The sequence below is a fragment of the Methylobacterium frigidaeris genome (assembly GCF_022179185.1).
GTDB classification, from domain to species: Bacteria; Pseudomonadota; Alphaproteobacteria; order Rhizobiales; family Beijerinckiaceae; genus Methylobacterium; species Methylobacterium frigidaeris.
The window spans coordinates 1-26,483 of record NZ_BPQJ01000002.1 but is presented as its reverse complement, the minus strand read 5'-3'; the positions used below and the strand labels follow the sequence as shown (position 1 = coordinate 26,483).

The 26,483-nt window shown below is 70.5% G+C and carries 21 protein-coding genes and 1 rRNA gene; 17 read left to right on the top strand and 5 right to left on the bottom strand.

Annotation, left to right across the window (positions count from 1 at the left end; genetic code table 11):
- The first annotated feature begins 4 nt into the window (after positions 1 to 4).
- The 5 genes from MFF64_RS01980 to MFF64_RS01960 all read left to right on the top strand — a co-directional run bounded on the left by MFF64_RS01980 (position 5) and on the right by MFF64_RS01960 (position 6,744).
- The gene (locus MFF64_RS01980; RefSeq protein ID WP_099908603.1) at positions 5 to 2,599 is read left to right on the top strand and encodes an ABC transporter permease; all 2,595 of its coding nucleotides are present in this window, start codon (positions 5 to 7) and stop codon (positions 2,597 to 2,599) included.
- A 235-nt stretch (positions 2,600 to 2,834) separates the two neighbouring features.
- Complete coding sequence (locus MFF64_RS01975; RefSeq protein ID WP_099908605.1) at positions 2,835 to 3,638, top strand: Bax inhibitor-1/YccA family protein; 804 nt, start codon at positions 2,835 to 2,837, stop codon at positions 3,636 to 3,638.
- Positions 3,639 to 3,758: 120 nt separating this feature from the next.
- Positions 3,759 to 4,634, top strand: a complete 876-nt coding sequence (locus MFF64_RS01970; protein ID WP_099908607.1) for a bifunctional helix-turn-helix transcriptional regulator/GNAT family N-acetyltransferase — start codon at positions 3,759 to 3,761, stop codon at positions 4,632 to 4,634.
- A 176-nt stretch (positions 4,635 to 4,810) separates the two neighbouring features.
- Positions 4,811 to 5,824, top strand: a complete 1,014-nt coding sequence (locus MFF64_RS01965) for an MraY family glycosyltransferase (RefSeq protein WP_238189346.1) — start codon at positions 4,811 to 4,813, stop codon at positions 5,822 to 5,824.
- Positions 5,821 to 6,744, top strand: a complete 924-nt coding sequence (locus tag MFF64_RS01960) for an NAD-dependent epimerase/dehydratase family protein (RefSeq protein WP_238189344.1) — start codon at positions 5,821 to 5,823, stop codon at positions 6,742 to 6,744. Before MFF64_RS01965 ends, MFF64_RS01960 begins: the two co-directional genes overlap by 4 nt.
- Before the next feature lie 263 nt (positions 6,745 to 7,007).
- On the opposite strand, the gene MFF64_RS01955 is transcribed toward MFF64_RS01960, so the two are convergent.
- The 5 genes from MFF64_RS01955 to rpoZ form a co-directional block, all read right to left on the bottom strand.
- Positions 7,008 to 7,685: a LabA-like NYN domain-containing protein gene (locus MFF64_RS01955; protein ID WP_099903088.1), complete on the bottom strand. Its 678-nt coding sequence runs from the start codon at positions 7,683 to 7,685 to the stop codon at positions 7,008 to 7,010.
- A gap of 240 nt (positions 7,686 to 7,925) precedes the next feature.
- Positions 7,926 to 8,516: an orotate phosphoribosyltransferase gene (gene pyrE, locus MFF64_RS01950; RefSeq protein ID WP_099903086.1), complete on the bottom strand. Its 591-nt coding sequence runs from the start codon at positions 8,514 to 8,516 to the stop codon at positions 7,926 to 7,928.
- 101 nt (positions 8,517 to 8,617) lie between these two features.
- Positions 8,618 to 9,625, bottom strand: a complete 1,008-nt coding sequence (locus tag MFF64_RS01945; protein WP_238189341.1) for a DUF3616 domain-containing protein — start codon at positions 9,623 to 9,625, stop codon at positions 8,618 to 8,620.
- A 513-nt stretch (positions 9,626 to 10,138) separates the two neighbouring features.
- Entirely contained in the window at positions 10,139 to 12,385 is a 2,247-nt protein-coding gene (locus MFF64_RS01940; RefSeq protein ID WP_099904980.1) for a RelA/SpoT family protein, read from the bottom strand.
- Positions 12,386 to 12,686: 301 nt separating this feature from the next.
- The gene (rpoZ, locus tag MFF64_RS01935; RefSeq protein WP_099904978.1) at positions 12,687 to 13,097 is read right to left on the bottom strand and encodes a DNA-directed RNA polymerase subunit omega; all 411 of its coding nucleotides are present in this window, start codon (positions 13,095 to 13,097) and stop codon (positions 12,687 to 12,689) included.
- Positions 13,098 to 13,331: 234 nt separating this feature from the next.
- Here rpoZ and MFF64_RS01930 point away from each other — a divergent pair, with 234 nt between their 5' ends.
- The 12 genes from MFF64_RS01930 to MFF64_RS01875 form a co-directional block, all read left to right on the top strand.
- The gene (locus MFF64_RS01930) at positions 13,332 to 14,057 is read left to right on the top strand and encodes a carbonic anhydrase (RefSeq protein ID WP_099904976.1); all 726 of its coding nucleotides are present in this window, start codon (positions 13,332 to 13,334) and stop codon (positions 14,055 to 14,057) included.
- 191 nt (positions 14,058 to 14,248) lie between these two features.
- Positions 14,249 to 15,184: an ACP S-malonyltransferase gene (gene fabD, locus MFF64_RS01925; RefSeq protein WP_238189339.1), complete on the top strand. Its 936-nt coding sequence runs from the start codon at positions 14,249 to 14,251 to the stop codon at positions 15,182 to 15,184.
- 11 nt (positions 15,185 to 15,195) lie between these two features.
- Positions 15,196 to 15,933, top strand: a complete 738-nt coding sequence (gene fabG / locus MFF64_RS01920; protein ID WP_238189336.1) for a 3-oxoacyl-[acyl-carrier-protein] reductase — start codon at positions 15,196 to 15,198, stop codon at positions 15,931 to 15,933.
- Positions 15,934 to 16,196: 263 nt separating this feature from the next.
- Positions 16,197 to 16,433, top strand: a complete 237-nt coding sequence (locus MFF64_RS01915) for an acyl carrier protein (RefSeq protein WP_048430877.1) — start codon at positions 16,197 to 16,199, stop codon at positions 16,431 to 16,433.
- Between the two features lie 64 nt (positions 16,434 to 16,497).
- Positions 16,498 to 17,757 (top strand): beta-ketoacyl-ACP synthase II, encoded by a 1,260-nt coding sequence (gene fabF / locus MFF64_RS01910; RefSeq protein ID WP_099906148.1) that lies wholly within the window; start codon positions 16,498 to 16,500, stop codon positions 17,755 to 17,757.
- Positions 17,758 to 17,955: 198 nt separating this feature from the next.
- Entirely contained in the window at positions 17,956 to 19,326 is a 1,371-nt protein-coding gene (mltG, locus tag MFF64_RS01905) for an endolytic transglycosylase MltG (protein ID WP_099906150.1), read from the top strand.
- A gap of 8 nt (positions 19,327 to 19,334) precedes the next feature.
- On the top strand, positions 19,335 to 20,210 hold the full coding sequence (locus MFF64_RS01900) for a YicC/YloC family endoribonuclease (protein ID WP_099906153.1): 876 nt from the start codon (positions 19,335 to 19,337) through the stop codon (positions 20,208 to 20,210).
- Between the two features lie 142 nt (positions 20,211 to 20,352).
- Positions 20,353 to 21,063, top strand: a complete 711-nt coding sequence (gmk, locus tag MFF64_RS01895; protein WP_207768199.1) for a guanylate kinase — start codon at positions 20,353 to 20,355, stop codon at positions 21,061 to 21,063.
- Between the two features lie 96 nt (positions 21,064 to 21,159).
- On the top strand, positions 21,160 to 22,551 hold the full coding sequence (locus MFF64_RS01890; RefSeq protein WP_238189333.1) for a dihydrolipoyl dehydrogenase: 1,392 nt from the start codon (positions 21,160 to 21,162) through the stop codon (positions 22,549 to 22,551).
- 125 nt (positions 22,552 to 22,676) lie between these two features.
- Positions 22,677 to 25,271: a histidine kinase dimerization/phosphoacceptor domain -containing protein gene (locus tag MFF64_RS01885; protein WP_238189331.1), complete on the top strand. Its 2,595-nt coding sequence runs from the start codon at positions 22,677 to 22,679 to the stop codon at positions 25,269 to 25,271.
- Complete coding sequence (locus MFF64_RS01880) at positions 25,268 to 25,846, top strand: biliverdin-producing heme oxygenase (protein ID WP_099901804.1); 579 nt, start codon at positions 25,268 to 25,270, stop codon at positions 25,844 to 25,846. Before MFF64_RS01885 ends, MFF64_RS01880 begins: the two co-directional genes overlap by 4 nt.
- 397 nt (positions 25,847 to 26,243) lie before the next feature.
- Positions 26,244 to 26,483, top strand: a 16S ribosomal RNA gene (locus MFF64_RS01875); the annotation flags it as partial.

The following is a 26,483-nucleotide window of genomic DNA, read 5'->3' as shown; positions in this document are numbered from 1 at the left end:
ATCCATGCACGGCAGCCTTCCCAAGCTCCCCGGCCACTCTCCCGGCACTGGGCCCGGCCGTCCCTCGCGCCTGCCGCTGACCCTGCGCCTCGCGCTCCGCGAGCTGCGCGGAGGCCTGCGCGGCTTCACGGTGCTGCTGGCCTGCATCGCCATCGGCGTCGCCACCATCGCGGGCGTCGCGTCGCTGTCGCGCTCGCTTTCCGACGGGCTCGCCCGCGAGGGACGGCGCATCCTCGGCGGCGACGTCACCTTCGGGCTGATCCACCGCGAGGCGAGCCCGCAGGAAAAGGCCTTCCTGGAGGCGCGGGGCCGCGTCTCGGCGGTGGGCTTCACCCGTGCGATGGCCTCGGCGGGCGAGAAGGGCGCGGCCCTCGTCGAGCTGAAGGCGGTCGGGCCCGATTACCCCGCCGTGGGCGAGCTGACGACCGAGCCGCAGATGCCGCCCTCGGAGATCTTCGCCGCCCGCGACGGCGTCTACGGCGCCGCCGCCGACCCGGCCCTGCTCGCCCGCCTCGACCTCAAGCTCGGCGACCGCCTGACCATCGGCGGGGCCGAGATCGTGCTGCGCACGGTGCTGGTGAGCGAGCCGGACAAGATCGCCGGGGGCATCGGCTTCGGCCCGCGCCTGATGGTGTCGCTCGACGGCTTGCGCGCCTCGGGCCTCGTCCAGCCCGGCAGCCTCAACCGCTTCGTCTACCGTGTTATGCTGCCGCGGGGCGACGACGCGGCGGTCGAGACGACGATGGCCGAGGCCCGCACCGCCTTGCCGGAGGCGGGATGGGAGATCCGCTCGCGGCTCAACGCCGATCCGCGCTTCGCCCGCAGCATCGAGCGCTTCACCCAGTTCCTCACGCTCGTCGGCCTCACGGCGCTCCTCGTCGGCGGCGTCGGCGTCGCCAACGCGGTGCGGGCCTTCGTCGAGCGCAAGCGCGCCTCGATCGCGACCCTCAAGAGCCTCGGCGCTCCGGGCAGCCAGGTAGTCGGCCTCTACCTGACCCAGGTGATGCTGATCGCCGGCATCGGCATCGTCGCCGGCCTCGCGGTCGGCGCCGTGCTGCCCTTCGCCCTCGACGCTGCGTTCGGCTCGCTCCTGCCGCTGCCGCTCAACCCGACGCTCGCGCCGGGCGAACTCGTGGTGGCGGCGTTCTACGGCGTGCTGACGGCGCTCGCCTTCGCGATCGGGCCGCTCGGCCGCGCCCACGACGTCGCGGTGTCTGGCCTGTTTCGCGATACGGTCGATCCCGACCGGCGCTGGCCGCGGCCGCGCTACTTCGGCATCCTGGGCCTGGCGCTGGCGGGCCTCGTGGCCCTGGCGCTGACCACCGCCTACGACCGCTGGGTCGCGCTGATCTTCATCGTCGCGGCGGGCATCGCCTTCGGCCTCCTGCGCCTCGTCGCCTTCGGGCTGATGGCCCTGGCGCGCCGCCTGCCGCGCCCGGCCCGGGCGGCGCCGCGGCTGGCGCTCGCCAACCTCCACCGGCCCGGCGCGCTCACGCCCTCGATCGTGCTGTCGCTCGGCCTCGGCATCACGCTCCTCGTCACCTTGAGCCTGATCGACGCCAACATCACCCGCACGCTGACCCGCTCGCTGCCGGCCAAGGCGCCGAGCCTGTTCTTCCTCGACATCCCGAGCCGCGAATCGGGCGCCTTCGACCAGTTCCTCGGGCGGGCCGCGCCGCGGGCCAAGATCGAGCGGGTGCCGATGATGCGCGGGCGAATCACGGCGCTGAACGGCGTGCCGGCGGCGCAGATCAAGGCCGGCGAGGACGCCGCCTGGGTGCTCGACGGCGACCGCGGCATCACCTACGCCGAGGACCTCCCGGACGGCTCGCGGATCACCGCCGGGCAGTGGTGGAAGGGCGAGGAGGTTGGTAAGCCGCTCGTTTCCTTCGACGATCAGCTCGCCCGCAGCCTGAACCTCAAGGTCGGCGACACGGTCACCGTCAACGTGCTCGGGCGCAGCCTCACCGTCACGATCGCCAACCTGCGCCACGTCGAGTGGCGCAATCTCGGCATCAACTTCGTGATGGTGTTCTCGCCGGGCACCTTCCGGGGCGCGCCGCACAGCGACCTCGCGACCCTGACCCTGCCGGAAGGGCCGGACGCCGCCCTCGAGGCCCGGATCCTGCGCGACGCGGCCAAGGAGTTCCCCTCGGTGAGCAGCGTGCGGGTGAAGGACGCCCTCGACGCGGTCAACGACCTCGTCGGCAAACTCGTCTTCGCGATCCGCGGCGCCAGCGCGGTGGCGGTGGCCACCAGCCTGTTCGTGCTCGCCGGGGCGCTCGCGGCCGGCCACCGGGCCCGGCTCTACGACGCCGTGGTGCTCAAGACGCTCGGCGCCACCCGGGCGCGGCTCCTCGCGGCCTACACGATGGAGTACGGCGCGCTCGGCCTTGCCACCGCCGTCTTCGGCCTCGTCGCCGGTACGCTGGCGGGCTGGATGATCCTCACCAAGGTCATGCATCTCGACTTCGCCCTCGACCTCTCGGGAGCGTTGCTCGCGGCCCTGCTGGCGGTCGTCGTGGCGGTGGGCCTCGGGCTCGCCGGCACCTGGCGCATCCTCAGCCAGAAGCCGGCGCAGTACCTACGAAATCTGTAGGGATGTTAATCCTTCGCATTCCCTGCGGCGGATTGACCTTGCGTTTTGTCGGGATCCGATGAGCGGCGGATCCGCTTACGCCCTTGTGCGCGCTCGCCGCACCCCACATATTCCGGTCAAGGCGGACGGGCCCGCGAGGGCTCGAATGCCGATCCGACGCGTCAAGCGTCCGAGGGTCGCGTGAGAGCCTCGCATCAGGAACATCCACGCTAGAGAGCTTCCGAAGGAATCTCCCATGGCATTCGAGAACAGCCCGTTCCGGCAGGGCAACGCGAGCGGCTACGGGGGGCCCACGGGCTACGCCCAGAGCCAGGTCCAGGTCGACCAGGGCCTGCGCGCGTTCATGCTCGGCGTCTACAACAACATGATCATCGGCCTCGGCATCTCCGGGCTGGTGGCCATCGGCATCAACAAGCTCGCGGTGGCGACCTCGTCGGCGGACGCGGTGGCGCGGATCGGCTCGATCCCGCTGACCAGCTTCGGCCGCACGCTCTACGCCACGCCGCTGATGTGGGTGATCGCGCTCGCGCCGCTCGCCTTCATCTTCCTCTTCTCGTTCCGGATGGACCGGATGTCGGCCGCCACGGCCCGCACCACCTTCTTCGCCTTCGCGGCGGTGATGGGTGCGTCGCTGTCGACGCTGCTGCTCCGCTACACCGGCGCGAGCGTGGTCCAGGTGTTCTTCATCACGGCGGCGGCCTTCGGTGGCTTGAGCCTCTATGGCTACACCACGACCCGGAGCCTGTCGGGCATCGGCTCGTTCCTGGTGATGGGTCTGATCGGCCTCGTGATCGCCAGCCTGGTGAACATCTTCCTGGCCTCGAGCGCGCTGCAATTCGCGATCTCGGTCATCGGCGTGCTGATCTTCGCCGGCCTGACCGCGTACGACACGCAGAAGCTCAAGGAGATGTACGTCTACGGCAACTTCGACGGGGAGACCGCAGCCAAGGTGTCGGTGTTCGGCGCTCTGACGCTCTACCTGGACTTCATCAACATGTTCCAGTTCCTGCTCTCGCTGATGGGCAACCGGAACAACTAAAAACACCGGAGCGGCGTGCCGCTCCTTGTGTAAATGAGAAGCCCCGGCCCCTGTGGCCGGGGCTTTTTCGCGTCTGGCTGCGCCGTTGACGGCATAAAATATCTGACTTAAGTCAGGTATATGTCGACCGACGCTATCCGCCGAATCCGCCGCTTCAACCGGGCCGTGACCGCCGAGGTCGGAGCCCTCGACACCTCGTTTCTCGGCCGCGGCCGGCCGCTGGGCGCGGCCCGGGTGCTCAACGCCATCGGTCACGGGCGCGGGGAGGTGGGCAGCCTGCGCGACTATCTCGGGCTCGATTCCGGCCTGATGAGCCGGCTCCTGCGCAGCCTGGAGGAGGAGGGGCTGATCGTCACGCTGCCCCATCCGGACGATGCCCGCCGCCGGGTCGCCGCCCTGACCGAGGCCGGCCGGCAGGAATTTGCAGCCTACGAGGCCCTGTCGAACGACCGGGCGGCGGAGCTGCTGGCCCGCTTTCCCAAGGGCGACGATCTCCTGCGCGCCATGGACCTCGTCGCCACGGCGCTCGGCCGCGAGCGGATCGCGATCGAGGAATCCGACCCGCGGTCCGAGCAGGCCCTGCATTGCCTGACCGCGTACTACGCCGAGCTGGGGCGGCGGCTCGCCACCGGCTTCGACGTGTCCCTCTCCCGCGACCCGGAGGCGGCCGACATGATGCGCCCGCGCGGCACCTTCCTGATCGCGCGGTCGGACGGCCTGCCGATCGGCTGCGTCGGCCTCAAGGGCAAGGGCGGGGAGACGGCCGAGATCAAGCGGCTCTGGGTCTGCCCCTCCGCCCGCGGCCTCGGCCTCGCCCGCCGCCTGATGGAGGCCGCCGAGGCAGCCGCCCGCGACCTCGGCATCGCGATCCTGCGCCTCGATTCGAACAGTGCCCTCACCGAGGCGCTTCAGCTCTACCGCCGCACCGGATGGGTCGAGATCGACCGGTTCAATGACGATCCGTATCCGGATCATTTCTTCGAGAAGCGGTTGTGAGGCGGTTCGTCCGGCGCCGTCCGTCAACACCCGCTGCATCTCCTCCCTGAGGCCTGTGCTCCACGATCCGGAAAAGAGCCAGGTTCTTTGGACTGGCGTCGAGTCGAGGCACCGTCTGGCCGCGTCGTGACGGGTAGGGTAGGGGTGGGCTCGACCTCCCGCCCGCCCGCCGCCGCATGCCGCTCAGCCCCCTCGTCGCCGTTCCCCTCGCTGCTCTCCTCTCGTCAGGGCTGATCGTCGCCTTGCGGCCGCTGCTCCAGCGCTACGCGCTCGCGCGGCCGAATGCTCGGTCGAGCCACCGGATCCCGACGCCGCAGGGCGGAGGCATCGCGGTGGTGGCGGCCGCCTTCGCGGCGGTCTTCGCGCTGGTCGGCGCGCCCGGGGGTGAGATCGTGGCGCTCGCGGCCGGCGCGATCGCCCTGGGCATCGTCGGCGCCGTCGACGACATCCGGCCGCTCCCGGTGAGGGCGCGCCTGCCGCTCCAGGCGGCCTCCGTGGTGCTGGTGCTCACTGCGGCCGGCGGGCAGCTGGTGCCCGACCTGCCGCTCTGGCTCGAGCGCGGCCTCGCGATCCTGGCCGGGCTGTGGTTCGTCAACCTCACGAATTTCATGGACGGGCTCGACTGGATGACGGTGGCCGAGATGGTGCCGGTGCTCGGCGCCCTCCTGGCCTTCGGCCTCGCCGGCCGCCTGCCGGGAGACGCGACCCTGATGGCGGCGGCGCTCCTCGGCGGGCTCCTCGGCTTCGCGCCGTTCAACCGGCCGGTGGCGAAGCTCTTCCTCGGCGATGTCGGTTCGCTGCCGATCGGGCTCATCGTCGCCTGGCTGCTGTACCGGCTCGCCGGGCAGGGGGACTCGGGGGAGGGGGGGCTCGTCGCGGCGATCCTGCTGCCGCTCTACTACCTCGCCGACGCGACCCTGACCCTCGGCCGCCGGGCCCTCGCCGGCGAGCCGGTCTGGCAGGCGCATCGCAGCCACTTCTACCAGCGCGCCACGACCAACGGGCGCTCCGTGCCCTTCGTGGTCGGGGCGGTCTTCGTCCTCAACCTCGCCCTGGCGCTCATCGCCGCTGCGACCCTGGCGGTGCCGGGCTGGACGACCTCCCTCGTCGCCCTCGCCCTCGGCGCCGCGCTCGTCGCCGGCCTGCTCCGGCTCTTCGCCCTGCCCGCCATCCGGAACGCCGCCGCATGACCGCTCCCCTCGTCGCCCTCACCGGCTCGACCGGCTTCATCGGTCGACACCTCCTGACGGCACTGACCGCCCGGGGCTACCGGGTGCGGGTCCTGCTGCGCCGGCCGCTGGAGCTGCCGCCGGGCATCAGCGGCGCGGTGGTGGGCGATCTCGCCCGGTCTCAGAACATGGCGGCGGCGCTCAGCGGCGCCGATGCGGTCGTGCACTCGGCCGGCCTCGCCCACGCGATGTCGGGGGCGCCGGAGGACGATTACCGCACCTTCAACACCGAGGCGACGCGCGGCCTTGCCCAGGCGGCCGCCCGCGCCCGGGTGCGCCGCTTCGTGTTCCTGTCCTCGATCCGGGCTCAAGTTGGCCCCTCCGCCGCCGGCATCCTCACCGAGGCCGACGCCCCGGCCCCGACCGATCCGTACGGCCGCTCGAAGCTCGCCGCCGAGGAGGCGCTGGCGGGCATCGACATCGATTACGTCTCCCTGCGGCCGGTGCTGGTCTACGGGCCCGGCCAGAAGGGCAACATGGCGGCGCTGATGCGACTCGCCGCCGCGCCGTACCCGCTCCCCCTCGGGGGCCTCGCCGGGCGGCGCTCCCTGGTCTCGGTCGAATCCCTGAGCGATGCCGTCGACGCGGTTTTGCGGGCGCCCGGCCCCTTGCGCCGGCCGCTGATCGTCGCCGAGGCCGAAGCGCTGCGGGTGCCGGAGATGATCGCGTCCCTGCGCGCCGGCCTCAGCCGTCGGCCGGGCCTCGTGCCGATGCCCCAGGTGCTCCTCGACGCCGCCCTGGCGCTGACCGGACGGAGCGAGCTGCGCGAGCGCTTAGGCAGCTCCCTCGTCGCCCGCACGGCGGGCCTGGAGGCGCTGGGATGGACGGCGCCGGTCGAGACCCGGAGCGGCTTGGAGGCGCTGGCCCGGGCTGGCGGCTGACACGGAGACGACGATCCGAGAGGCGCTCCGCGTCATCCCGGAACGCCGCGACGATCAGCGCGACGGGGCCCCAGATCCCGCGCGCGATCCAGACGACCATTTCGATCAGATCCGGACGGTCCCACCAGGAGACACCGTCGCGATCCTCGGTCTCCCGTCCACCAGGGTCTGCCTCCCCGATCAGGCTCTCGTTGCGAACGTGGCCCAGCGCCCGATCGGGCGCTGGACCGGGAGCTGCGGCGTGGTCCGCGCCGGGAACGGGATCAATCCTCGGCGTCGTCCTCGTCGGTCTGGCGGATGCCGTAGCGGTTCTCGAGGTTGACGGTGGCACGCGGCGCCCGCTCGCCCGGATCCCGGGGGGGCGTGTCACGCGGCCCGTCCGGCCCGGCGGAGCGGGGCTGGCGGGCCGGGCGGTCGCCCTGGTCGCGGCCGATGCGCGGGATCAGCTGCACGATGTCGACGAAGTCGTCGGCCTGGCGGCGCAGCTCGTCGGCGACCATCGGCGGCTGGGTCTGCACCGTCGAGACCACGGTCACCCGCACGCCGCGGCGTTGCATCGCCGCCACCAGCGGCCGGAAGTCGCCATCGCCGGAGAACAGCACCATGTGGTCGATATAGGGGCTCAGCTCCATGGCATCGATCGTGAGCTCGATGTCCATGTTGCCCTTGATCTTGCGGCGGCCCGTCGAGTCGGTGAATTCCTTCACCGGCTTGGTGACGACGCGGTAGCCGTTATAGTCGAGCCAGTCGATCAGCGGCCGGATCGAGGAATATTCCTGGTCCTCGACCAGGGCCGTATAGTAGAACGCGCGGACGAGATTCTCGCGCGCCCGGAAATCGGCCAGGAGCTTGCGGTAATCGATGTCGAATCCAAGGGCCTTGGTAGTAGCGTAGATATTGGCGCCGTCGATGAACAGGGCGCTGCGTGAAGGATTGGGCATCATTTATCCTTGGAGGTGCAGTACGGCCGCACGAAAAGAATCACTTGCGAGAAAAGCCGCCATCAGCAATGCAACTGCCCCCGAGTATCCGGGTGGGGGCAATCAGCGCGGGTGCCGCACACCGCATAGCGGCCGCAATTCGGTCAGCTAAGGACGCGCTGCCGCACCTGTCAAGCGATGAGGCGGCGGTGCGACGGGGACAAGCCGTGGCGCGGGCGTGGAGAGCGGCCCGCGGGGGCGTCAGGCGTCCGGGAGGGCGCGGCTGCCGGGCTTCACGGCGGGAATCGCGGCGAGGTCCGGCGGCAGCTGGTCGGCCGGGTAGTTCGGAATGTCGAGGGTGACGAGGGCGACCAGCGGCAGGCCGAGATCGGCCTTGCCGCCCGAGCGGTCGATCAGGCAGGCCGCGCCCACCACCTCGCCGGGCTCGGAGGTCAGGGCCGCCAGGCACTCGCGGGAGGACAGGCCGGTGGTGACGATGTCCTCGACCATCACCGCGCGGGCGCCCTTCGGGATCTGGAAGCCGCGGCGCAGGGCGAACGGCTTGCCCGGGTCGCGCTCGACGAAGATCGCCTTGGCCCCGAGCGCCCGGGCGGTCTCGTAGCCCGGTACGATGCCGCCGATTGCGGGCGAGACGACGTAATCGACCCGGCCGTAGCGGTCGGCGATCCGCTCGGCGAGCGCGCCGCAGACCCGCGCGGTGCGCACCGGATCGGTGAAGATCGCCATCTTCTGCAGGAACACCGCGCTGTGCAGCCCGGAGGAGAGCACGAAATGGCCCTCGAGCAGGGCGCCGGCGGAGCGGAATTCAGCGAGGACGTCGTCGGAGGTCATGGCACCCTTCAGTGGTCGTTGGAGCGGCACTGAGTCGGGGCTTGTGGCAGCGCGCGCCGACCGGCGCAATCGGCCGGTCGGCACGTCTCTCTCCCGCCGCCTCAGCGCCGGATCGTCAGCGGCCGCGGCGCGCCTTCCGTCGCGCCGTCCGACAGCACGAGCACGCGCTGGCTGTTGGCCGTCTGATCGAGGAACAGCAGCGCCTCGGGCTTCACCCTCTCGCCGTCTTCGACGCGGGGCGGCACCTCGCCGAGAAACTCCGCCGCCTCGCCCGTGACCCGGTAGATCGAGTAGGGGCCGTCGACGTCCGCCGTCGGTCCGGCGAGGACGAGGAGCCCCGACGGCGAGGCCGCGAGGTCCCGGACGCCCTGCCCCGGCCCGAGCGGCACGAGGTGCAGCCTGGCCTTCGGTGTGCGGTTCTCGAGGATGTCCCTGACGGGCATCGAGAGGATCGCCGCCCGGTTGCCCCCGAGCGACGGGCCGCGCAGGCCGACGAAGAGCGTGTCATCCAAGGCCGCAATGCCCTCGATCGTGACGCCGTTCTGGTCCAGGCGCTGGTTCAGGAAGGGCTTGAGCAGCGGTTCCGCGGCCAGGATGTCCGGTAGGCCGGTGAAGAGCTTGGCCTTCGGCACGGCCACCTTGTCCTTCAGGTTGCCGTCCTGGTCGATCTGGTGGGCCGTGAGACGAACCAGAGCGATCCGGCTGTTGGCGGTCATGCTCGCCTTGATCTTGTCCCTGTCCTTATCCTTGGTCGGATCGAGCTTGTTATTCTTGTCGCGCGGGTGGCCGTGAGAGCCGATGATCAGGAAGGTGCCGTCGGCATAGGCGACACCCTCGCCGTCGAACTCGATCGGCTTGCCCTTGCGTGTGTCGTCGATCAGCGGGATCGCCTGGCCGGCACGCAACCGCCCGTCCTCCACAATCACGATCTGGGCCGCTTGCAACTCATCGTCGATCACCAGGCAGCGACGCGGGAAACCTTGGCTCTCGGTGCAGGCGATGCCGCTGACATCCGTCGACGTGTCATCGTCCTTGCCGATCAGAGTCTTCTCGACCTTCCAGGGCTCCGGGTTCGCGCTATCGGCCGTTGCCGGCTCCGCCGCGGCCAAGCCGAGGAAGCACATCGTCGAGAGACACAAAATTGGAAGGCGGATACGTCTTGCGTTCATCATATCCTACCTCCCATGGCGTGATTTCCGTGCGCGATAGACGCCTGGACCGCGCTCACATTCATTGTTTCTACTTGCTAAAATAATATAATATATCAGTCTATATCTTCGCCTGGACGTCCCATCGCACAATCGGACGATTTGTTTCTGTAGAAAAGATGCGCTCGACGGTACAACCCGTCAAGCCGAATTTGCGGAGCCGAAGATATCGAGGGCGGACTTACGTGATGTTGGATCACTGGGATACGGGAGGGTGGCGTCAAGCGACGATCGCGACCCCGCGAAGCCGTGGCGTGGTTCCCGAAGCGGGACTCCGGCCCTGCTGCGTGCGGAGGGCCGGAGCGCCGAGCGCTAGAGCATTTTCCGACGAAGCGGATACCGGTTCGTCGTAGAAAATGGGGCAAAAGCAAAGACCTAGAGAGCTTCGCGATTGCAACGCGATCGTCAAGTGCTCTAGCCGTTCACCCGGTCCACCCGGCTCACCACGCGCTTCGCCCGCAGCTCCGACACGATGGCGTTGAGGTGCTTCAGGTCCCAGACCGCGAGGTCGATGGTGACGTCGGTGAAGTCCTGAGTCCGGCGCTTCATCGAGATGTTGTCGATGTTGCCGTCGTGGTCGGCGATCACCTGGGCGATCTGGGCGAAGCTGCCGGGCTCGTTGATCGATTGCAGGGCGAGGCGGGCGGGGAAGCGCTGGTTCGAGGCGCCGTCCACGTCCCAGCGCACGTCGAGCCAGCGGTCGGGCTCGTTGTCGAAGGCGGCGAGCGCCGGCGACTGGATCGGGTAGATCGTCACGCCCTCGCCGGGGGTGAGGATGCCGACGATCCGGTCGCCCGGCACCGCGCCGCCATCGGGGGCGAAGCGCACCAGCAGGTCGCGGTCGAGGCCGCGGATCGGGATCGCACCCTCTTCCGGCCCGCCCTTGGCGGCGCCGTCCTTGCCGGGACCTTTGCCCGGCCAGGTTAGGCGCACCGTCTGGTCCTTGTCGAGGGACAGGCGTCCGGCGCCGTTGACGTGCGGGCGGGGCTGGCCCGGGCCGGCCTGGCTCGCGGCGGCGCCGCGGCGCTCGTCCTTGTAATCGGGATAGACCGCTTTCACGACGTCGCCGGAGAACATCTCGCCCCGGCCGACCGCCGCGAAGACGTCCTCGGTCGATTGGCGGGCGAGCCGGGGCAGGGCGCCGCGCAGCTTCTCGTCGGAAAAATTCTTGCCAGCCCGCTCGAAGGCGCGGTCGAGGATCTGGCGCCCGAGGCCCGCATATTGCCGGCGCACCGCCGAGCGGGTGGCCCGCCGGATCGCGGCGCGGGCCTTGCCGGTGACGACGAGGGATTCCCAGGCCGCCGGCGGGATCTGACCGTCGGCCCGGGCGATCTCGACCTCGTCGCCGTTCTGCAACTCGGTGAGGAGCGGCGCGATGCGGCCGTTGATCTTGGCGCCGACCGCGGTGTTGCCGACGTCGGTATGGACCGCGTAGGCGAAATCGATCGGCGTCGCGCCCCGCGGCAGGGCGATCAGCCGGCCCTTCGGGGTGAAGCAGAAGACCTGGTCCTGGAACAGCTCGAGCTTGGTGTGCTCCAGGAACTCCTCCGGGCTGTCGCCCTCGGCCAGAAGCTCGATGGTGCGGCGCAGCCACTGATAGGCACCGCTCTCGGTAGCGAGGTGCGGCGCGCCGTCCTTGTAGAGCGCGTGCGCGGCGATGCCGTACTCGCCGATCTCGTCCATCTCGGTGGTGCGGATCTGCAGCTCGACGCGCTGGCTCTTCGGCCCGATCACCGTGGTGTGGATCGAGCGGTAGTCGTTCTGCTTCGGGGTCGAGATGTAGTCCTTGTAGCGCCCCGGCACCATCGGCCAGGTGGTGTGGACGACGCCGAGCGCCCGGTAGCAGGTATCGACCTTGTCGACGATGACCCGGAAGCCGAAGATGTCGGAGAGCTGCTCGAACGCGACCGACTTGCGCTCCATCTTGCTCCAGATCGAGTAGGGGCGCTTCTGCCGTCCCTTGACGGTGGCGGTGATGCCGGCATTCGCCAGCTTCGCCATCAGGTCGCGCTCGATGCTCTCGACCAGCCGCTCGGACTTGGCCGAGAGGTCGGCGAGCCGCTTGGCGATCGTGGCGTAGACGTCGGGCTTCAGGTTGACGAAGGAGAGGTCCTCCAGCTCCTCGCGCAGCTCCTGCATGCCCATGCGGCTCGCGAGCGGCGCGTAGATGTCGAGGGTCTCCTGGGCGATGCGGGCGCGCTTTTCCGCCGGCATGTGCTGCAGCGTGCGCATGTTGTGCAGCCGGTCGGCGAGCTTGACGAGCAGCACCCGCACGTCGGCGGCGATCGCCAGCAGCAGCTTGCGGAAGTTCTCGCCCTGCGCGGCGCGCTTCGAGACCAGGTCGAGGCGCTTGATCTTGGTGAGCCCGTCGACGAGCTTGCCGATCTCGGGCGTGAAGACCCTGTTGATCTCGTCGAGGGTGGCGGCCGTGTCCTCGACGGTATCGTGCAGCACCGCCGCCACGATGGTGGCGTCGTCGAGCCGCAGGTCGGTGAGGATGGCCGCCACTTCGAGCGGATGGGCGAAGAAGGGATCCCCCGAGGCGCGCTTCTGCGTGCCGTGCGCCCGCATCGCGTAGACGTAGGCCCGGTTCAGCAGCGCCTCGTCGGCGCCAGGATTGTAGGCCTTGACCCGCTCGACGAGCTCGTACTGGCGCATCATCCGCCGTTGGTCTCCTTGGCGCGCGACGGGGCGCCGGCACGGGGCCGACGCGGAGGCGTCGCGGCGTGCCGGGACGAACCGGGTGCGCTGAACGCCGACGACGCTTGTGGAGGTCCGAGGGCCAATATCGAGCCGAACGGGCGGTCGCGCCAGCCCCTAAACGCCGCGGCAGCCCCGCTTCCGCGCCGTGTCACGAAAAAACCCGGCCTCCCGGCCGGGTTCTGCCGGCCTCCCGGCCGGGTTCGGGGCGCGTCGGGCCGAGGCCCGGAGGCCAGAGGCCCGGTCGCCGTCCCGGGAGGACTCAGTCGCCCTCCTCCTCCGTCTCGGTCGGAGGCGCGAGGTTCTCGAGGCCGCGCAGCAGGTCCTCCTCGCTCATCCGGTCGAACTGGATGTCGCCATCGTCGCTGGACGACTGGGGCGCCACCGCCGCCGCGGCGGGCGAGCTCGACAGGAGCGGCACGGTCTCGGCCTCCGGCTCGTCGACCTCGACGTATTTCTGCAGCGAGTGGATCAGCTGCTCCTTGAGGTCGTCCGGCGTGATGGTCTCGTCGGCGATCTCGCGCAGGGCCACGACCGGGTTCTTGTCGCGGTCGCGGTCGATGGTGAGCGGGGCGCCGGAGGAGAGCAGGCGGGCGCGGTGGCCGGCCAGCAGCACCAGCTCGAAGCGGTTCTCGACCTTGTCGATGCAGTCCTCAACGGTGACGCGAGCCATGCGCGACCCCTTCCTTGGTCAAACGAAACATCTCGGGATTCCGCCTCCCTACACGAGATGCCGTTTTGCAACAAGCATCGCCGCCGCATCGGGGACCTGGCGGGCTGCACCGCCGCCGGGCCTAATGTTTCTGGACGATTGCGCCGCCGGCGCTCCGCCCCACAATCCTGCCGTGCGGCCCGGCATCCCCGGGCCGGCCGCGTGCAAAGCGCGGAGGCTGGAGGAGACGACCCGATGATGAACCGACTGAGCCGACGCCATCTCCTCGGCTGCGGCTGCTCCCTCGGGGCGGCCATCGCCGCGACGGCCTTGGCACCGCCCGGCCTCGCCCTCGCGGCCGCCCCGTCGACGAACCGCACCACGATGACGCCTGACCAGGCGCTCGAGGCTCTTAAGAAGGGCAACCGGCAGTTCAAGACCGACAGCCCGGTGCGCTCGGTCCAGGGGCGCGAGCGGCGGATCGAGATCGCCCTGGGCCAGACGCCGTTCTGCGTACTGGTGAGCTGCTCGGATTCCCGCGTCTCGCCGGAGATCCTGTTCGGCCGTGGCCTGGGCGAGCTGTTCATCGTGCGCAATGCCGGCAACACCGTCGACACGGTGGCGCTCGGCTCGATCGAGTACGCCGTGGCCAAGCTCGGCGTGCCGCTGATCCTGGTGATGGGGCACAGCCGGTGCGGCGCCGTCGAGGCGGCGGTCGACGTCGTCAGGAACAACACCCTGTATCCCGGCGCCATCGGGCAGATGATCGAGCCGATCGTCCCGGCGGTGCTCGGCGTGCGCGACAAGGGGGGCGACCTCGTCGAGAACGCCGTGCGGGCCAATGTGAGCCGGGTGGTGCAGCGCCTGCGCACCGCCTCGGAGCCCGAGCTGCTCACGCCGCTCGCCGACAAGAAGCTCAGGATCGTCGGCGCCGCCTACAGCCTCGATACCGGCGAGGTCGATTTCTTCAACGAGGCCTGATTCCGGGGCGCCCCCGAGATGGGGGCGCCTGATTTTGCGCTCCGGCCACGCTTGACTACGGCCGGCCGCTCTGCGACTGGCGCCGCCCAATCGCTGCGTCTCGCAGCCGCATCGCTGCGTGTCGCGGCCCATTGCTGCGTCCGGCAGCCTAACGCTGCCTATGGCAGCCTCAAGGGCAGGAAGCATTCGACGTGTCGCGCGCCTTCATCTTTCCGGGCCAGGGCAGCCAGGCCGTCGGCATGGGCTCCGGCCTGGCCCAGGACCACGCCGCGGCCCGGGCGGTCTTCGCCGAGGTCGACGAGGCCTTGGGGCAGAACCTCTCCCGCCTGATGTTCGAGGGCCCGGCCGAGGAGCTGACGCTCACCGCCAACGCTCAGCCGGCCCTGATGGCGTCGAGCATCGCGGTGCTGCGGGTGCTCGAGGCCGAGCGCGGCCTGGACCTGTCCCGCGATGCCGCCTTCGTCGCCGGCCACTCGCTCGGCGAGTACAGCGCGCTCGCCGCCGCCGGCAGCCTGTCGCTGGCGGACGCGGCGCGCCTCCTGCGCCTGCGCGGCGAGGCGATGCAGAAGGCGGTGCCTCTGGGCTCCGGCGCCATGGCGGCCCTCCTCGGCCTCGACGTCGGGGCGGCGGCCGAGGTCGCGGCGGAGGCCCGCCAGGGGGACGTCTGCGACGTCGCCAACGACAACGGCGCCGGCCAGGTGGTGGTGTCGGGCCACCGCGCGGCGGTCGAGCGGGCGGTCGCCCTGGCGCAAGGCCGCGGCGCCAAGCGCGCGGTGATGCTGAACGTTTCCGCGCCCTTCCATTGCAGCCTGATGGCGCCCGCCGCCGAGGCGATGCGCGCGGCGCTGGACGCGGTGGATCTGCGCCCCGCCACGGTCCCGGTGATGGCGAACGTGCTCGCCGCTCCGGTGAGCGAGCCGGCGGCGATCCGCGACGCGCTGGTTGAGCAGGTCACCGGCACCGTGCGCTGGCGCGAATGCGTGGCGGCGATGGCGGCGTCCGGCGTCGACGCCTTCTACGAGATCGGCACCGGCAAGGTGCTGTCCGGCCTCGTCAAGCGCATCGCGGCGGGGACGAGCGCCACGCCGGTCGGCACCTCGGCCGAGGTCGCGGCCTTCACCATCTGAGAGAATCAAGCATGTTCGACCTCAGCGGCCGCAAGGCCCTCGTCACCGGCGCCACCGGCGGCCTCGGCGGCGCCATCGCCCGAGCCCTGCACCGGCAGGGCGCCCATGTGGCGGTTTCCGGCACCCGGCGCGAGGCCCTGGAGGCGCTCGCGGGCGAGCTCGGCGAGCGCGTCCACATCCTTGAGGCCAACCTGTCCGACCCCGTTGCGGTCGAGGCCCTGGTGCCGGCGGCGGAAGCCGCGCTCGGCGGGCTCGACGTGCTGGTCAACAATGCCGGCATCACCCGCGACAACCTCTTCCTGCGCATGAAGGACGAGGAGTGGGACAGCGTGATCGCCGTGAACCTGACGGCGGCCTTCCGGCTGTCGCGGGCGGCGGTGAAGGGCATGATGAAGCGCCGCTACGGCCGCATCATCAATGTCGGCTCGGTGGTGGGCGCCACCGGCAATGCCGGCCAAGGCAACTACGCCGCCGCCAAGGCCGGCCTCGTCGGCCTCACCAAGGCGCTTGCCGCCGAGGTGGCGAGCCGCAAGATCACCGTGAACTGCATCGCGCCGGGCTTCATCACTTCGCCGATGACCGACGTGCTGAACGACAAGCAGCGCGAGGGCATCCTCGCCACGGTGCCGATGGGGCGCCTCGGCGAGGGCGCCGAGATCGCCGCGGCGGCGGTGTATCTCGCCTCCGACGAGGCGGCCTACGTCACCGGGCATACCTTGCACGTCAACGGCGGCATGGCGATGTTCTAGGCGGCATCACGGGGATGGCCGGACACATTCCCCAGGCGAGGAGCACGGTTTCTTAACCGGAGCTGAAGCGGGCCTCGCCAGGGCGGAATCCCTGTGTTAAGCACCCGCCGGCCGTGCAAGGGGATTGACGGACCGGCCGTCCGCGGCTTTTCCACGACATGCGCGACCGGCACGCCCGGCCGCATCACGAACTTCCCCCGGGGCTCCGCCCGCACGCGGCGGCTCCGAACAGTTCCACGAGCAGTAACTTAAGGACCTACACGATGAGCGATATCGCGGACCGGGTGAAGAAGATCGTCGTCGATCACCTGGGCGTCGAGCCCGAGAAGGTGACTCCGAACGCGAACTTCATCGACGATCTGGGCGCCGACAGCCTCGACACCGTCGAGCTGGTGATGGCGTTCGAGGAAGAGTTCAACGTCGAGATCCCGGACGACGCCGCCGAGACGATCCAGACGGTCGGCGACGCGATCAAGTTCCTCGAGAAGAACGCCGGCTGATCGCCGCATTCTTCCGCTAGTCAGGTAGAACGCTTCCGTCATGGGATCGGGTCGGGATAACGCGATGCGTCGAGTCGTCGTCACGGGCCTCGGAATGGTGTCGCCGCTGGGCAGCAGCGTCGACGTCACGTGGAGCCGCCTCATCGAGGGGCAAAGCGGTGCCGCCCGCGTCGAGGCCTTCGACGTGTCGGATCTGGCGTGCAAGATCGCCTGCTCGATCCCCCTCGGCGACGGCAGTGACGGCACCTTCAATCCCGACCGGTGGATGGAAGCCAAGGAGCAGCGCAAGGTCGACCCCTTCATCGTCTACGCGATGGCGGCGGCCGGCCAGGCTCTCGACGACGCCGACTGGCACCCGTCCTCGCACGAGGACCAGTGCGCCACCGGCGTCCTCATCGGCTCCGGCATCGGCGGCATCGGCGGCATCTACGATGCCTCGGTGACGCTGTTCGAGAAGGGGCCGCGGCGGATCTCGCCGTTCTTCATCCCGGGCCGGATCATCAACCTGGCCTCCGGCCAGGTCTCGATCGCCCACGGCCTCAAGGGCCCGAACCACGCCGTGGTGACGGCCTGCTCCACCGGCGCCCACGCGATCGGTGACGCCGCGCGCCTGATCGCGCTCGGCGACGCCGACGTGATGCTGGCCGGCGGCGCCGAATCGCCGATCAACCGGCTCTCGCTCGCGGGCTTCGCCGCCTGCCGGGCGCTCTCCACCGGCTTCAACGACGAGCCGCAGCGCGCCTCCCGCCCCTATGACCGCGACCGCGACGGGTTCGTGATGGGCGAGGGCGCCGGCGTGGTGGTGCTCGAGGAGTACGAGCACGCCAAGGCCCGCGGCGCCAAGATCTACGCCGAGGTGATCGGCTATGGCCTCTCGGGCGACGCCTACCACATCACCTCGCCCTCGCCGGACGGAGACGGTGCCTATCGCTGCATGAGCGCGGCGGTGAAGCGCGCCGGCATCGACCCGTCCGAGATCGACTACATCAACGCCCACGGCACCTCGACGCCGCTCGGCGACGAGCTGGAGCTGAAGGCGGTCGAGCGCCTGCTCGGCAACGCCACCGACGTGGCGATGTCCTCGACCAAGTCGGCCACCGGCCACCTGCTGGGCGCCGCCGGCGCCATCGAGGCGATCTTCTCGGTGCTCGCCATCCGCGACCAGGTCGTGCCTCCGACCCTCAACCTCGACAACCCCTCCGTCGAGACCGCGATCGACCTCGTGCCGCACACGGCGCAGAAGCGGAAGGTCGACGTCGCCCTGTCGAACTCCTTCGGCTTCGGCGGCACCAACGCCTCTCTCATCCTGCGCCGGGCCGACTGATCGCCCGGCCGGACGGACCCCGGCCGCCTCGAAAAGCCCCTCTCGCCCGCGTGGAGGGGCTTTCTCGCATGTGGCCTCCGGCGCGCGCCGGCTCCATTTCGCCATAAAACTTGCTAGGGTCTCGGTCGCTTTCCGCCCCATCGGGCCGGCACGCGCGTCCACCGGCCGGTTCCCCGGACGCGCCACGACAGGACCGCCATGTTTCGCAGATCGAAGACGCAGGACCCGGCGCCGAGCGCGCCGGAGCCGGTCAGCCCGCCGAGCCGGCTCGCCCCGCGCAGCCCGAGCGAGGCCATCAAGCCGACCGCTCCCCCGCCGCCACCCGAGAAGCCCGTGCGCGAGCGCGGCGGCCTGCTCTCCGCAGTGAGCGGCTTCCTGACGCTGTTCGTCATTCTCGGCCTCGGTGCCATCCTGGGCCTCGTGGTGCTCGAGCGCCAGACCAACGAGGCGGGGCCGCTTGCCGCCGACAAGGTCGTGGTGGTGCCCCGCTCCAGCGTCGGCGAGATGGCCGACCTGCTCAAGCGCGAGGGCGTGATCGCCCATCCGATGCTGTTCGAGCTCACCGCCCGCTTCGGCCGAAAAGCAGCGCTCAAGGCCGGCGAGTACAACTTCAAGGCCCATGCCAGCATCGACGACGTGCTCGACGTGCTGGTCCAGGGCCGGCCGGTGCAGCACGCCATCACCTTCCCGGAGGGCCTGACGAGCGAGCAGATCGTCGCCCGCCTCAACGACAACGACATCCTCACCGGCGACATCAACGAGACCCCCCCGGAAGGCTCGCTGCTCCCCGACACCTACAAGTTCGAGCGCGGCGATTCCCGCCAGAAGATCCTCAACCTGATGCGCACCAAGCAGCGCGAGGTGCTGAACCAGATCTGGGCCCGCCGCTCGCCCGACGTGCCGGTGCGCACGCCCCAGGAGATGGTCACCCTGGCCTCCATCGTCGAGAAGGAGACCGGCCGGGCCGACGAGCGGCCCCGGGTCGCCGGCGTGTTCGTCAATCGCCTGCAGAAGCGGATGAAGCTGCAGTCCGACCCGACCATCGTGTACGGTCTGGTCGGCGGGCGCGGCACCCTCGGGCGCGGCATCCTGCGCTCCGAGATCGACCGGGTGACGCCCTACAACACCTACGCGATCGAGGGCCTGCCGCCGGGCCCGATCGCCAATCCGGGACGCGCCGCCCTGGAGGCGGTGGCGAACCCGTCGCGCACCAAGGAGCTGTTCTTCGTCGCCGACGGCACCGGCGGACACGTTTTCGCAGAGACGCTGGAGGCGCATAACCGCAACGTCGCCCGTTGGCGCCAGGTCGAGAAGGCGAAGGCTGCCGCCGATCCGGGCTCGGCGGTCGGCGTCGACAAGGTCGAGCCGCCGCCCCAGACCGACCCTTCGGCTCTGCCCTCGCGCACGAGCCTGCCCGGCGCGCCCCTCGCCTATGACGGCGGCGACGCGAATCCGGGCACCCGCTCGCGCGCCTTCGACGCCTCCGAGGGGACTGCCCGCGATCCGCTGCGCAACAAGACCTACGACCTGAACTCGCCGAAGACCGTTCCGGTCCTGCGCAACCCTTAGAGCGTACGATGTCCATCGCCAGCATGACCGGCTTCGCCCGCGAAGCCGGAACCACCGGACCCGCGCACTGGGCGTGGGAACTCAAGAGCGTCAACGGCCGCGGGCTCGAGGTCCGGGTCCGGGTCCCGACCGGCCTCGACTCCGTCGGCGAGGAGGCCCGGGCCCTGGTGCAGAAGCGCCTCGGCCGCGGCACCTGCCATCTCACCCTCACCCTGTCGCGTTCGGAAGCCGCCCCGCGGGTGCGCATCAACGAGGCGCTCCTCGCCTCGCTGGCCGAGGCGGTGACCCGGGTGCCGATGCCGCTCGGCATCACGCTCCCCTCCGTCGATGGGCTCCTGGGCGTCCGCGGCGTGGTCGAGGTCGAGGAGGAGACGGCCGACGACGAGGCGCTGCGGCATGACCTCTCGGCCGCCGCCCTCCGGCTGGTCGAAGCCCTGGCCGAGGGGCGCCGCGCGGAAGGGCGGGCGCTCGCCGAGATCATCGGCGGCCAGCTCGCCGCCATGGCGGACCTCGTCGAGGCCGCGGAAGCCTGCCCGGCCCGCGGGCCGGAGGCGGTGAAGGCCCGTCTCGCGGCGCAGGTCGCGAGCCTGATGGAGGCCGGCAGCTTCGATCCGGCCCGCCTGCACCAGGAGGCGGTGCTTCTCGCCGCGCGGGCCGACGTGCGGGAGGAGATCGACCGCCTGCGCGCGCATCTCGCGGCTGCCCGCGACCTGCTCGCCGCCGGCGGCGCCGTCGGGCGCCGGCTCGATTTCCTGGCCCAGGAGCTCGGCCGCGAGGCCAACACGCTCTGTGCCAAGGCCAACGACGTGTCGCTCTCCCGCATCGGCCTCGACCTCAAGGCGGTGGTCGAGCAGTTCCGCGAGCAGGTCCAGAACGTCGAATAAGGGAAATCTGTCCCCGCCCCGTCGCCATCTCTCCGGTTGCGCCCCCGCCGGGCGGGCGGCATTGGAAGGGCCTGAACGGAAAGCCGGCGGCGCGGCGGACGGCCCGCGCCCGTCCATGCCGGCGAAAGGGTGATGCAACGCGATGGTGGCGACCATGGGCTCCGAACTCCTGAACACACCTGTGGCGCGCCGGGGCCTGGTGCTGATCCTCTCCTCGCCTTCGGGGGCGGGCAAGACCACCCTGACCCGGGCGCTGGCCCAGCGGCCCGAATGGGGCCTCGACCTCTCTGTCTCGGTCACCACAAGGGCGCGCCGCCCGTCCGAGATCGACGGCCAGCATTACCGCTTCATCGATCGGGACGCCTTCGAGCACCTGCGCGAGCGCGACGACCTGCTCGAATGGGCCGAGGTGCACGGCAACTATTACGGCACCCCCCGGGGCCCGGTGGAGAAGGCGCTCGCGGCCGGCCGCGACATGATCTTCGACATCGACTACCAGGGCACCCGGCAGGTGCGCGCCAAGCTGCGCGACGACGTCGTCACCATCTTCATCCTGCCGCCCAGCTTGGGTGAGCTGCGCCGCCGCCTCGAGCGCCGGGCCGAGGATTCCGCCGAGACGATCGAGCGCCGCCTGCTCAACGCCCGCACCGAGATCGAGCGCTGGTCGGAATACGACTACGTGCTGGTCAACGACGACCTCGACCGCTCGTTCAAGACCCTGGAAGCCATCCTCGCTGCCGAGCACCTGCGCCGTGAGCGCCAGGTCGGCCTCGCCGGCTTCGTCAGCGGCCTGCTCGCCGAGGGCCGGAATCCTTCAGCTCAAGCGCCCGCGGACCCGGCGCCGAAAGCCTGACGCGCGGGAACGAATCGCCCGCGATGCAAGTTGCTTCACCGTCGAATCCGCTGCGTCGCCGCTCGCGCCGCGCCGAGCAGGCCGAGGGGAACAGCGATGCGTGAACTGGCCTGCGACGTGGCGATCATCGGCGCCGGTACCGCCGGGATCGCGGCCCACGCCGCCGCCGCCAAGGCTGGCGCCCGCGCGGTGCTGATCGAGCGCGGCCCCGGCGGTACCACCTGCGCCCGGGTCGGCTGCATGCCCTCGAAGCTCCTGATCGAGGCCGGCCGCGCCGTGCACGACGCGCGCGGCACCGGCCCGCTCGGCGTGACCACCGGCGAGGTGCGGGTCGATGGCGCGGCCGTGATGCGGCGGGTGCGTCGCTTGCGCGACGACTTCGTCGCCTCGGTCTTCGAGGGTCTCGACCGCATCCCGCAGGACTTGCGTGTCGCCGGCACCGCCCGCTTTGCCGACTCCACCACGCTCCTCGTCGATGATCACACCCGGATCAGCGCCGGCGCCATGGTGATCGCCACCGGCTCGACCCCGAGCCTGCCGCCGCCCCTGCGGCCGGTCGCCGACCGCGTCCTCACCACCGACACGGTGTTCGAGATCGAGACCCTGCCCGAATCCCTCGCGGTCCTGGGCGCTGGCCCTGTCGGGCTAGAACTGGCGCAGGCGATGGCCCGCCTCGGTGTTCAGGTGACGCTCCTGGATCCCGCCGGCGCCGTCGGCGGTGCCCGCGACCCCAAGATTGCCGCCTGCGCCGCCGATCTGATCGGCGCCGAGTTCGATCTCCGTCTCGGCGCCACGGTCGAGACCGCCGAGGCCGCCGATGACGGGGTGCGGCTGACCTGGCGCCTCGCATCCGGCGACCAGGACAGCGGCACCTTCGACCGCGTGCTCGCCGCCGCCGGGCGTCCGCCCAACCTCTCCGACCTCGACCTCGGCGCCGCCGGGATCGCCCTCGACGAGGACGGCTTGCCGGACTTCAACCCGCGCACGCTCCAGTGCGGCACGGCGCCGATCTTCATCGCGGGCGACGCCAACCAGGAGCATCCGGTGCTGCACGAGGCCCAGCGCCAGGGCTGGATCGCCGGCGGCAACGCCGCGCGCTTCCCCCAGGTCGAGGCGCCGCCGCCCTGGCCGGCCTTCGCGCTGGTCTTCACCGACCCGCAGATCGCCGCTATCGGCCGGGCCTTCGACGCCGAAGCGGCCCGCGACTGGATCATCGGCGAGACCGCCTTCGCCGACCAGGGCCGTGCCCGGGCGATGGACCGGGCCGCCGGCCTGATCCGGGTCTATGCCGAGCCCGAGGGCCGGTTGACCGGCGCCGCGATGGTCGGGCCCGGGATCGAGCATCTCGCACACCTGATGGCCATCGCCGTCCAGGAGGGCTGGAATGCCGCGACCTTCCTCGACCGCCCGTTCTATCACCCGACTCTGGAGGAAGGGCTGCAGAGCGCCGTCAAGGCGGTGGCCGAGCGGACGGGCGGAACACGGTGACGCAGCGTCTGCGAGCCATCGGGCCATCACCCGTTGCGGTTTCGTTCGGAGGCGATAATCGTTAAGGTGTGGGACCTGTCGCTGGAGGCGCCGCCCTCCCGGGCCATCGATTCGTTGGATACACCGTGACCCTGCCCGACCAGACGACGGCCCCGACGATCGACCTCGACGCCCTCGCGCCGCACGACCTCGACCGCCTCCGCCAGGGTGTGATCCAGATCGACGGACGCGGCGTCATCCATCTCTACAACCGTGCCGAGAGCGCGTTCTCCGGCCGCCAGCCCGAGCAGGTGATCGGCCGCAGCTTCTTCACCGACGTCGCTCCCTGCACCCACCTGCCGCATTTCTATGGACGCTTCCGCGAAGGCGTGCGCCGGGGCCGGCTCGATCACACGTTCTCGTTCGTCTACGGCTTCGATCCGCGGCCGATGCAGGTCAGGATTACCTTGCGTCAGGCCATGGTGCCCGACCGCTACTGGATCGTCACCGAGCCGGTGGAGACGCTGGAACACGGGCACAGCCGCGAGGCGGTCCAGACGGCGGTGAACCGGCGGGTGCGGGCCGAGCCGGTCGACCCACGCCTGTGCGAGCAGGAGCCGATCCATATTCCCGGGGCGATCCAGCCCCATGCCGTCCTGGTCGCGGCCGACCTCGACACCCTGACAGTGGTCGCCTGCAGCCGCAACGTCGGCGACGTGCTCGACCGGGACCCGCTCGGCCTCGACCTCGCCGCTCTGCTCGGAACGGGGCTGGCCGACCGGGTCCGCGAAAGCCTGCAGGGTGATGGCATCGATCCCGGCCGCGTCATGCGCCAACGCGTCATGCTGCCCTCCGCCGACGGGTTGCCGGTCGAGGTGGTGGCCCACCGCAACGGCGACCGGATCATCGTCGAGCTCGAACTGGCGCCGGCCCACCCGGAGGATTTCCGCTCGGCGAGCCAGCTCGATACCGAGCTCGCCATCAGCCGCCTGCGCGGCGCCGACACGCTGGAGGGCGCCGCCGCGGTGGCAGCCCGCGAGACCAGGGCGCTGACCGGCTTCGACTGCATCCTGGTCTACCGCTTCGATCCGGACTGGAACGGCGCCGCCATCGCCGAGGACAAGGACCCTGCCTGGACCCGCAGCCTGCTCGGCCTGCACTTTCCGGCCTCCGACATCCCGGCCCAGGCCCGCGCCCTCTACACCCGCTCGAAGAGCCGCTTCGTCATCGACCGCGACTACGTCCCGGTGCCCCTGGTGGCGACGCCCACGCCTACCAACGCTCCGGTCGACCTGACCTTTGCCCAGGCGCGCAGCCTGTCGCCGATCCACCTCGAGTACCAGCGCAATCTCGGCGTGAACGGGTCGATGTCGATCTCGATCCTGGTCGAGGGGCGGCTCTGGGGCCTGATGATCGGCCACCACCGCCGGCCGCATTACGTCGCGCCCGAGACCCGCGCCGCTGCCACCGTGCTCGCCGACGCCTTCGCCATGCGGGTCTACGAGCTGGAGAGCCGGCGACTGTGGCAGGAGCAGCAGGCCCATCTGGCGCTGGAGAGCGAGCTGGTACGCGAGCTCGCCCGCTCCGACGATTTCGTCAGCGCGCTGACCGAGAACACCCACACCCTCCTCGACCTGTTCGACGCCCGCGGCGCCGCGACCGTCTCGGACGATGCCGTGCGCAGCCTCGGCCAGACGCCGCCGCCGGACGCGGTCCTGGCCATCGCCGCCTGGCTGCGCACGACCCTGCCGGCGGATCGCACCAGCTACGCCACGGCGGAATTCGCCGCCGCCCACCCGCCGAGCGCACCCTATGCCGAGTCCGCCAGCGGCCTGCTCGCGGTTTTCGTCGATCCGGAGCGGCGCCACCTGCTCCTGTGGTTCCGGCCCGAAGTGCCGAGCACCGTCACCTGGGGCGGCGATCCGCGGAAGCCGGTGCTCGCGGGCAGCGGGCCGGTGGCGGTGCTGCCCCGCCGCTCGTTCGAGCGCTGGGTCGAGGAGCGCCGCGGGGTGTCCGAGCCGTTCGCGCCCTGGCAGGCCGGCATCGCCGAGGCCCTGGCGCAGGCGGTGGAGGGCGTGGTCCTGCGCCAGCAGCGCAAGATCACCGAGCTGACCGGGCTGCTCGCCGACAAGGAGCGCCTGCTCGCCCAGAAGGACCTGCTCACCCGCGAGATCGACCATCGGGTCAAGAACTCGCTCCAGATCGTCTCGGCCTTCCTGCAGATGCAGCGCCGCCAGGTGACGGACCCCGCATCGCAGGCGGCCTTCGCCGAGACCGCGGCTCGGGTGATGAGCGTGGCGCGGGTCCATGACAGCCTTTACCAGGCCGAGAGCGTCGAGGAGGTCGATCTCGGCCAGACGATCGAGAATCTCTGCGCCGATCTCGCCAGCATGGCGGGGGACGGGCATTCCGTCGATCTCGACGCTGAGCCGGGGCTGATGGTCCCCTACCGCAAGGCGGTGGCACTCTCCTTGATCGCGACGGAACTCATCACCAACGCCTTCAAGTATGCCTTCGCGGAGGCAGGTGGCCGCGTCGCGGTGAGCGTCTCCGGCGAGACCGAGGGGCGGATCCGGCTCTCGGTCTGCGACGACGGAAAAGGCCTGCCGACCGACTGGCCCGACGCTCCGGCCGGGGGCACCGGCCTCGGCATGAAGCTGATCCGGGCGATGCTCGACCAGATCAACGCCCGCCTTGAGGTCGAGAACCGCCCCGGCGCCTGCTTCACGGTCACCGCGTGAGCGACATCCTGGAGCGCCTGCGCACCGAGACCCGGGCGGCGCATGACGCTATCGAGCGCGACCTCGCCTGGGAGACCCGCGTCGCGAATCGCGATGATTACCGCGCGCTGCTCGGCCGGTTCTGGGGGCTCCATGCCGTGCTGGAGCCGGCCCTCGCCGCTTCCCTCGGCGACGCCGCCTTCTTCGATCCGCGCCGGCGCCTCGCGCATCTCGTCGCCGACCTGCGCTTCCTCGGCTTCGACGACGCGGCGATCGGGGCGCTGCCGCGGCCGCAACTCGCTCTTCCACGCCACCGGGCCGAGGCCTTCGGCGCCCTCTACGTCCTTGAAGGCTCGACTCTCGGCGGGCAGGTGATCGCCAAGCACATCGGGCGCCAGCTCGGGCTCACCGCGGAAGGCGGTTGCCGCTACTACGCGGCGCACGGTCGTGAGACCGGAGCGATGTGGAAGGCCTTCCGCCTGTCCCTCGCCGAGGAGGCGTCGCATGGCAAGGCCGATGTCATCGTCGCCTCGGCGACCGCGACCTTCGACGCCATGCGGCTCTGGCTCTGCGGCGAGCCAAGCCGGTCCTCGTGACGGCCTTGAACGGGAAGGGGAGGGACCCCGTCGCGAAAGTTTCGCAAAGGGGTTGACGGGCCCGGGAGCGGCCCGTATATCCCCGCTCATCGGCGACGGCCGCTCCTGCGGACCGGGCGCTGAAACGTCTTCTGCACAGTCTGGGCCAGCGGGCCTGACCTTGGTCAGGCACTGGTCCTGTTGTCGCCGATGATCGCCGGTTCGGGCCGGCCCGCTCTTTGACAAGTTCATCTGAGAAAGAGAAGCGTGGACGGCGTCGTCCCTGCGGGCTGGTTCTTCGTGAACCAGCCGTGAGTAGGATGATGCTGGTCTGACGTTTCGGTGCTCACACGATCGGCGGAAACGCTGGTCGGTTGTGTGCTTCCGTTTATGTTGTGATCAGCTATGATCAGCTCTTCAACTTGAGAGTTTGATCCTGGCTCAGAGCGAACGCTGGCGGCAGGCTTAACACATGCAAGTCGAGCGGGCCCTTCGGGGTCAGCGGCAGACGGGTGAGTAACGCGTGGGAACGTGCCCTTCGGTTCGGAATAACTCAGGGAAACTTGAGCTAATACCGGATACGCCCTTTTGGGGAAAGGCTTGCTGCCGAAGGATCGGCCCGCGTCTGATTAGCTGGTTGGTGAGGTTACGGCTCACC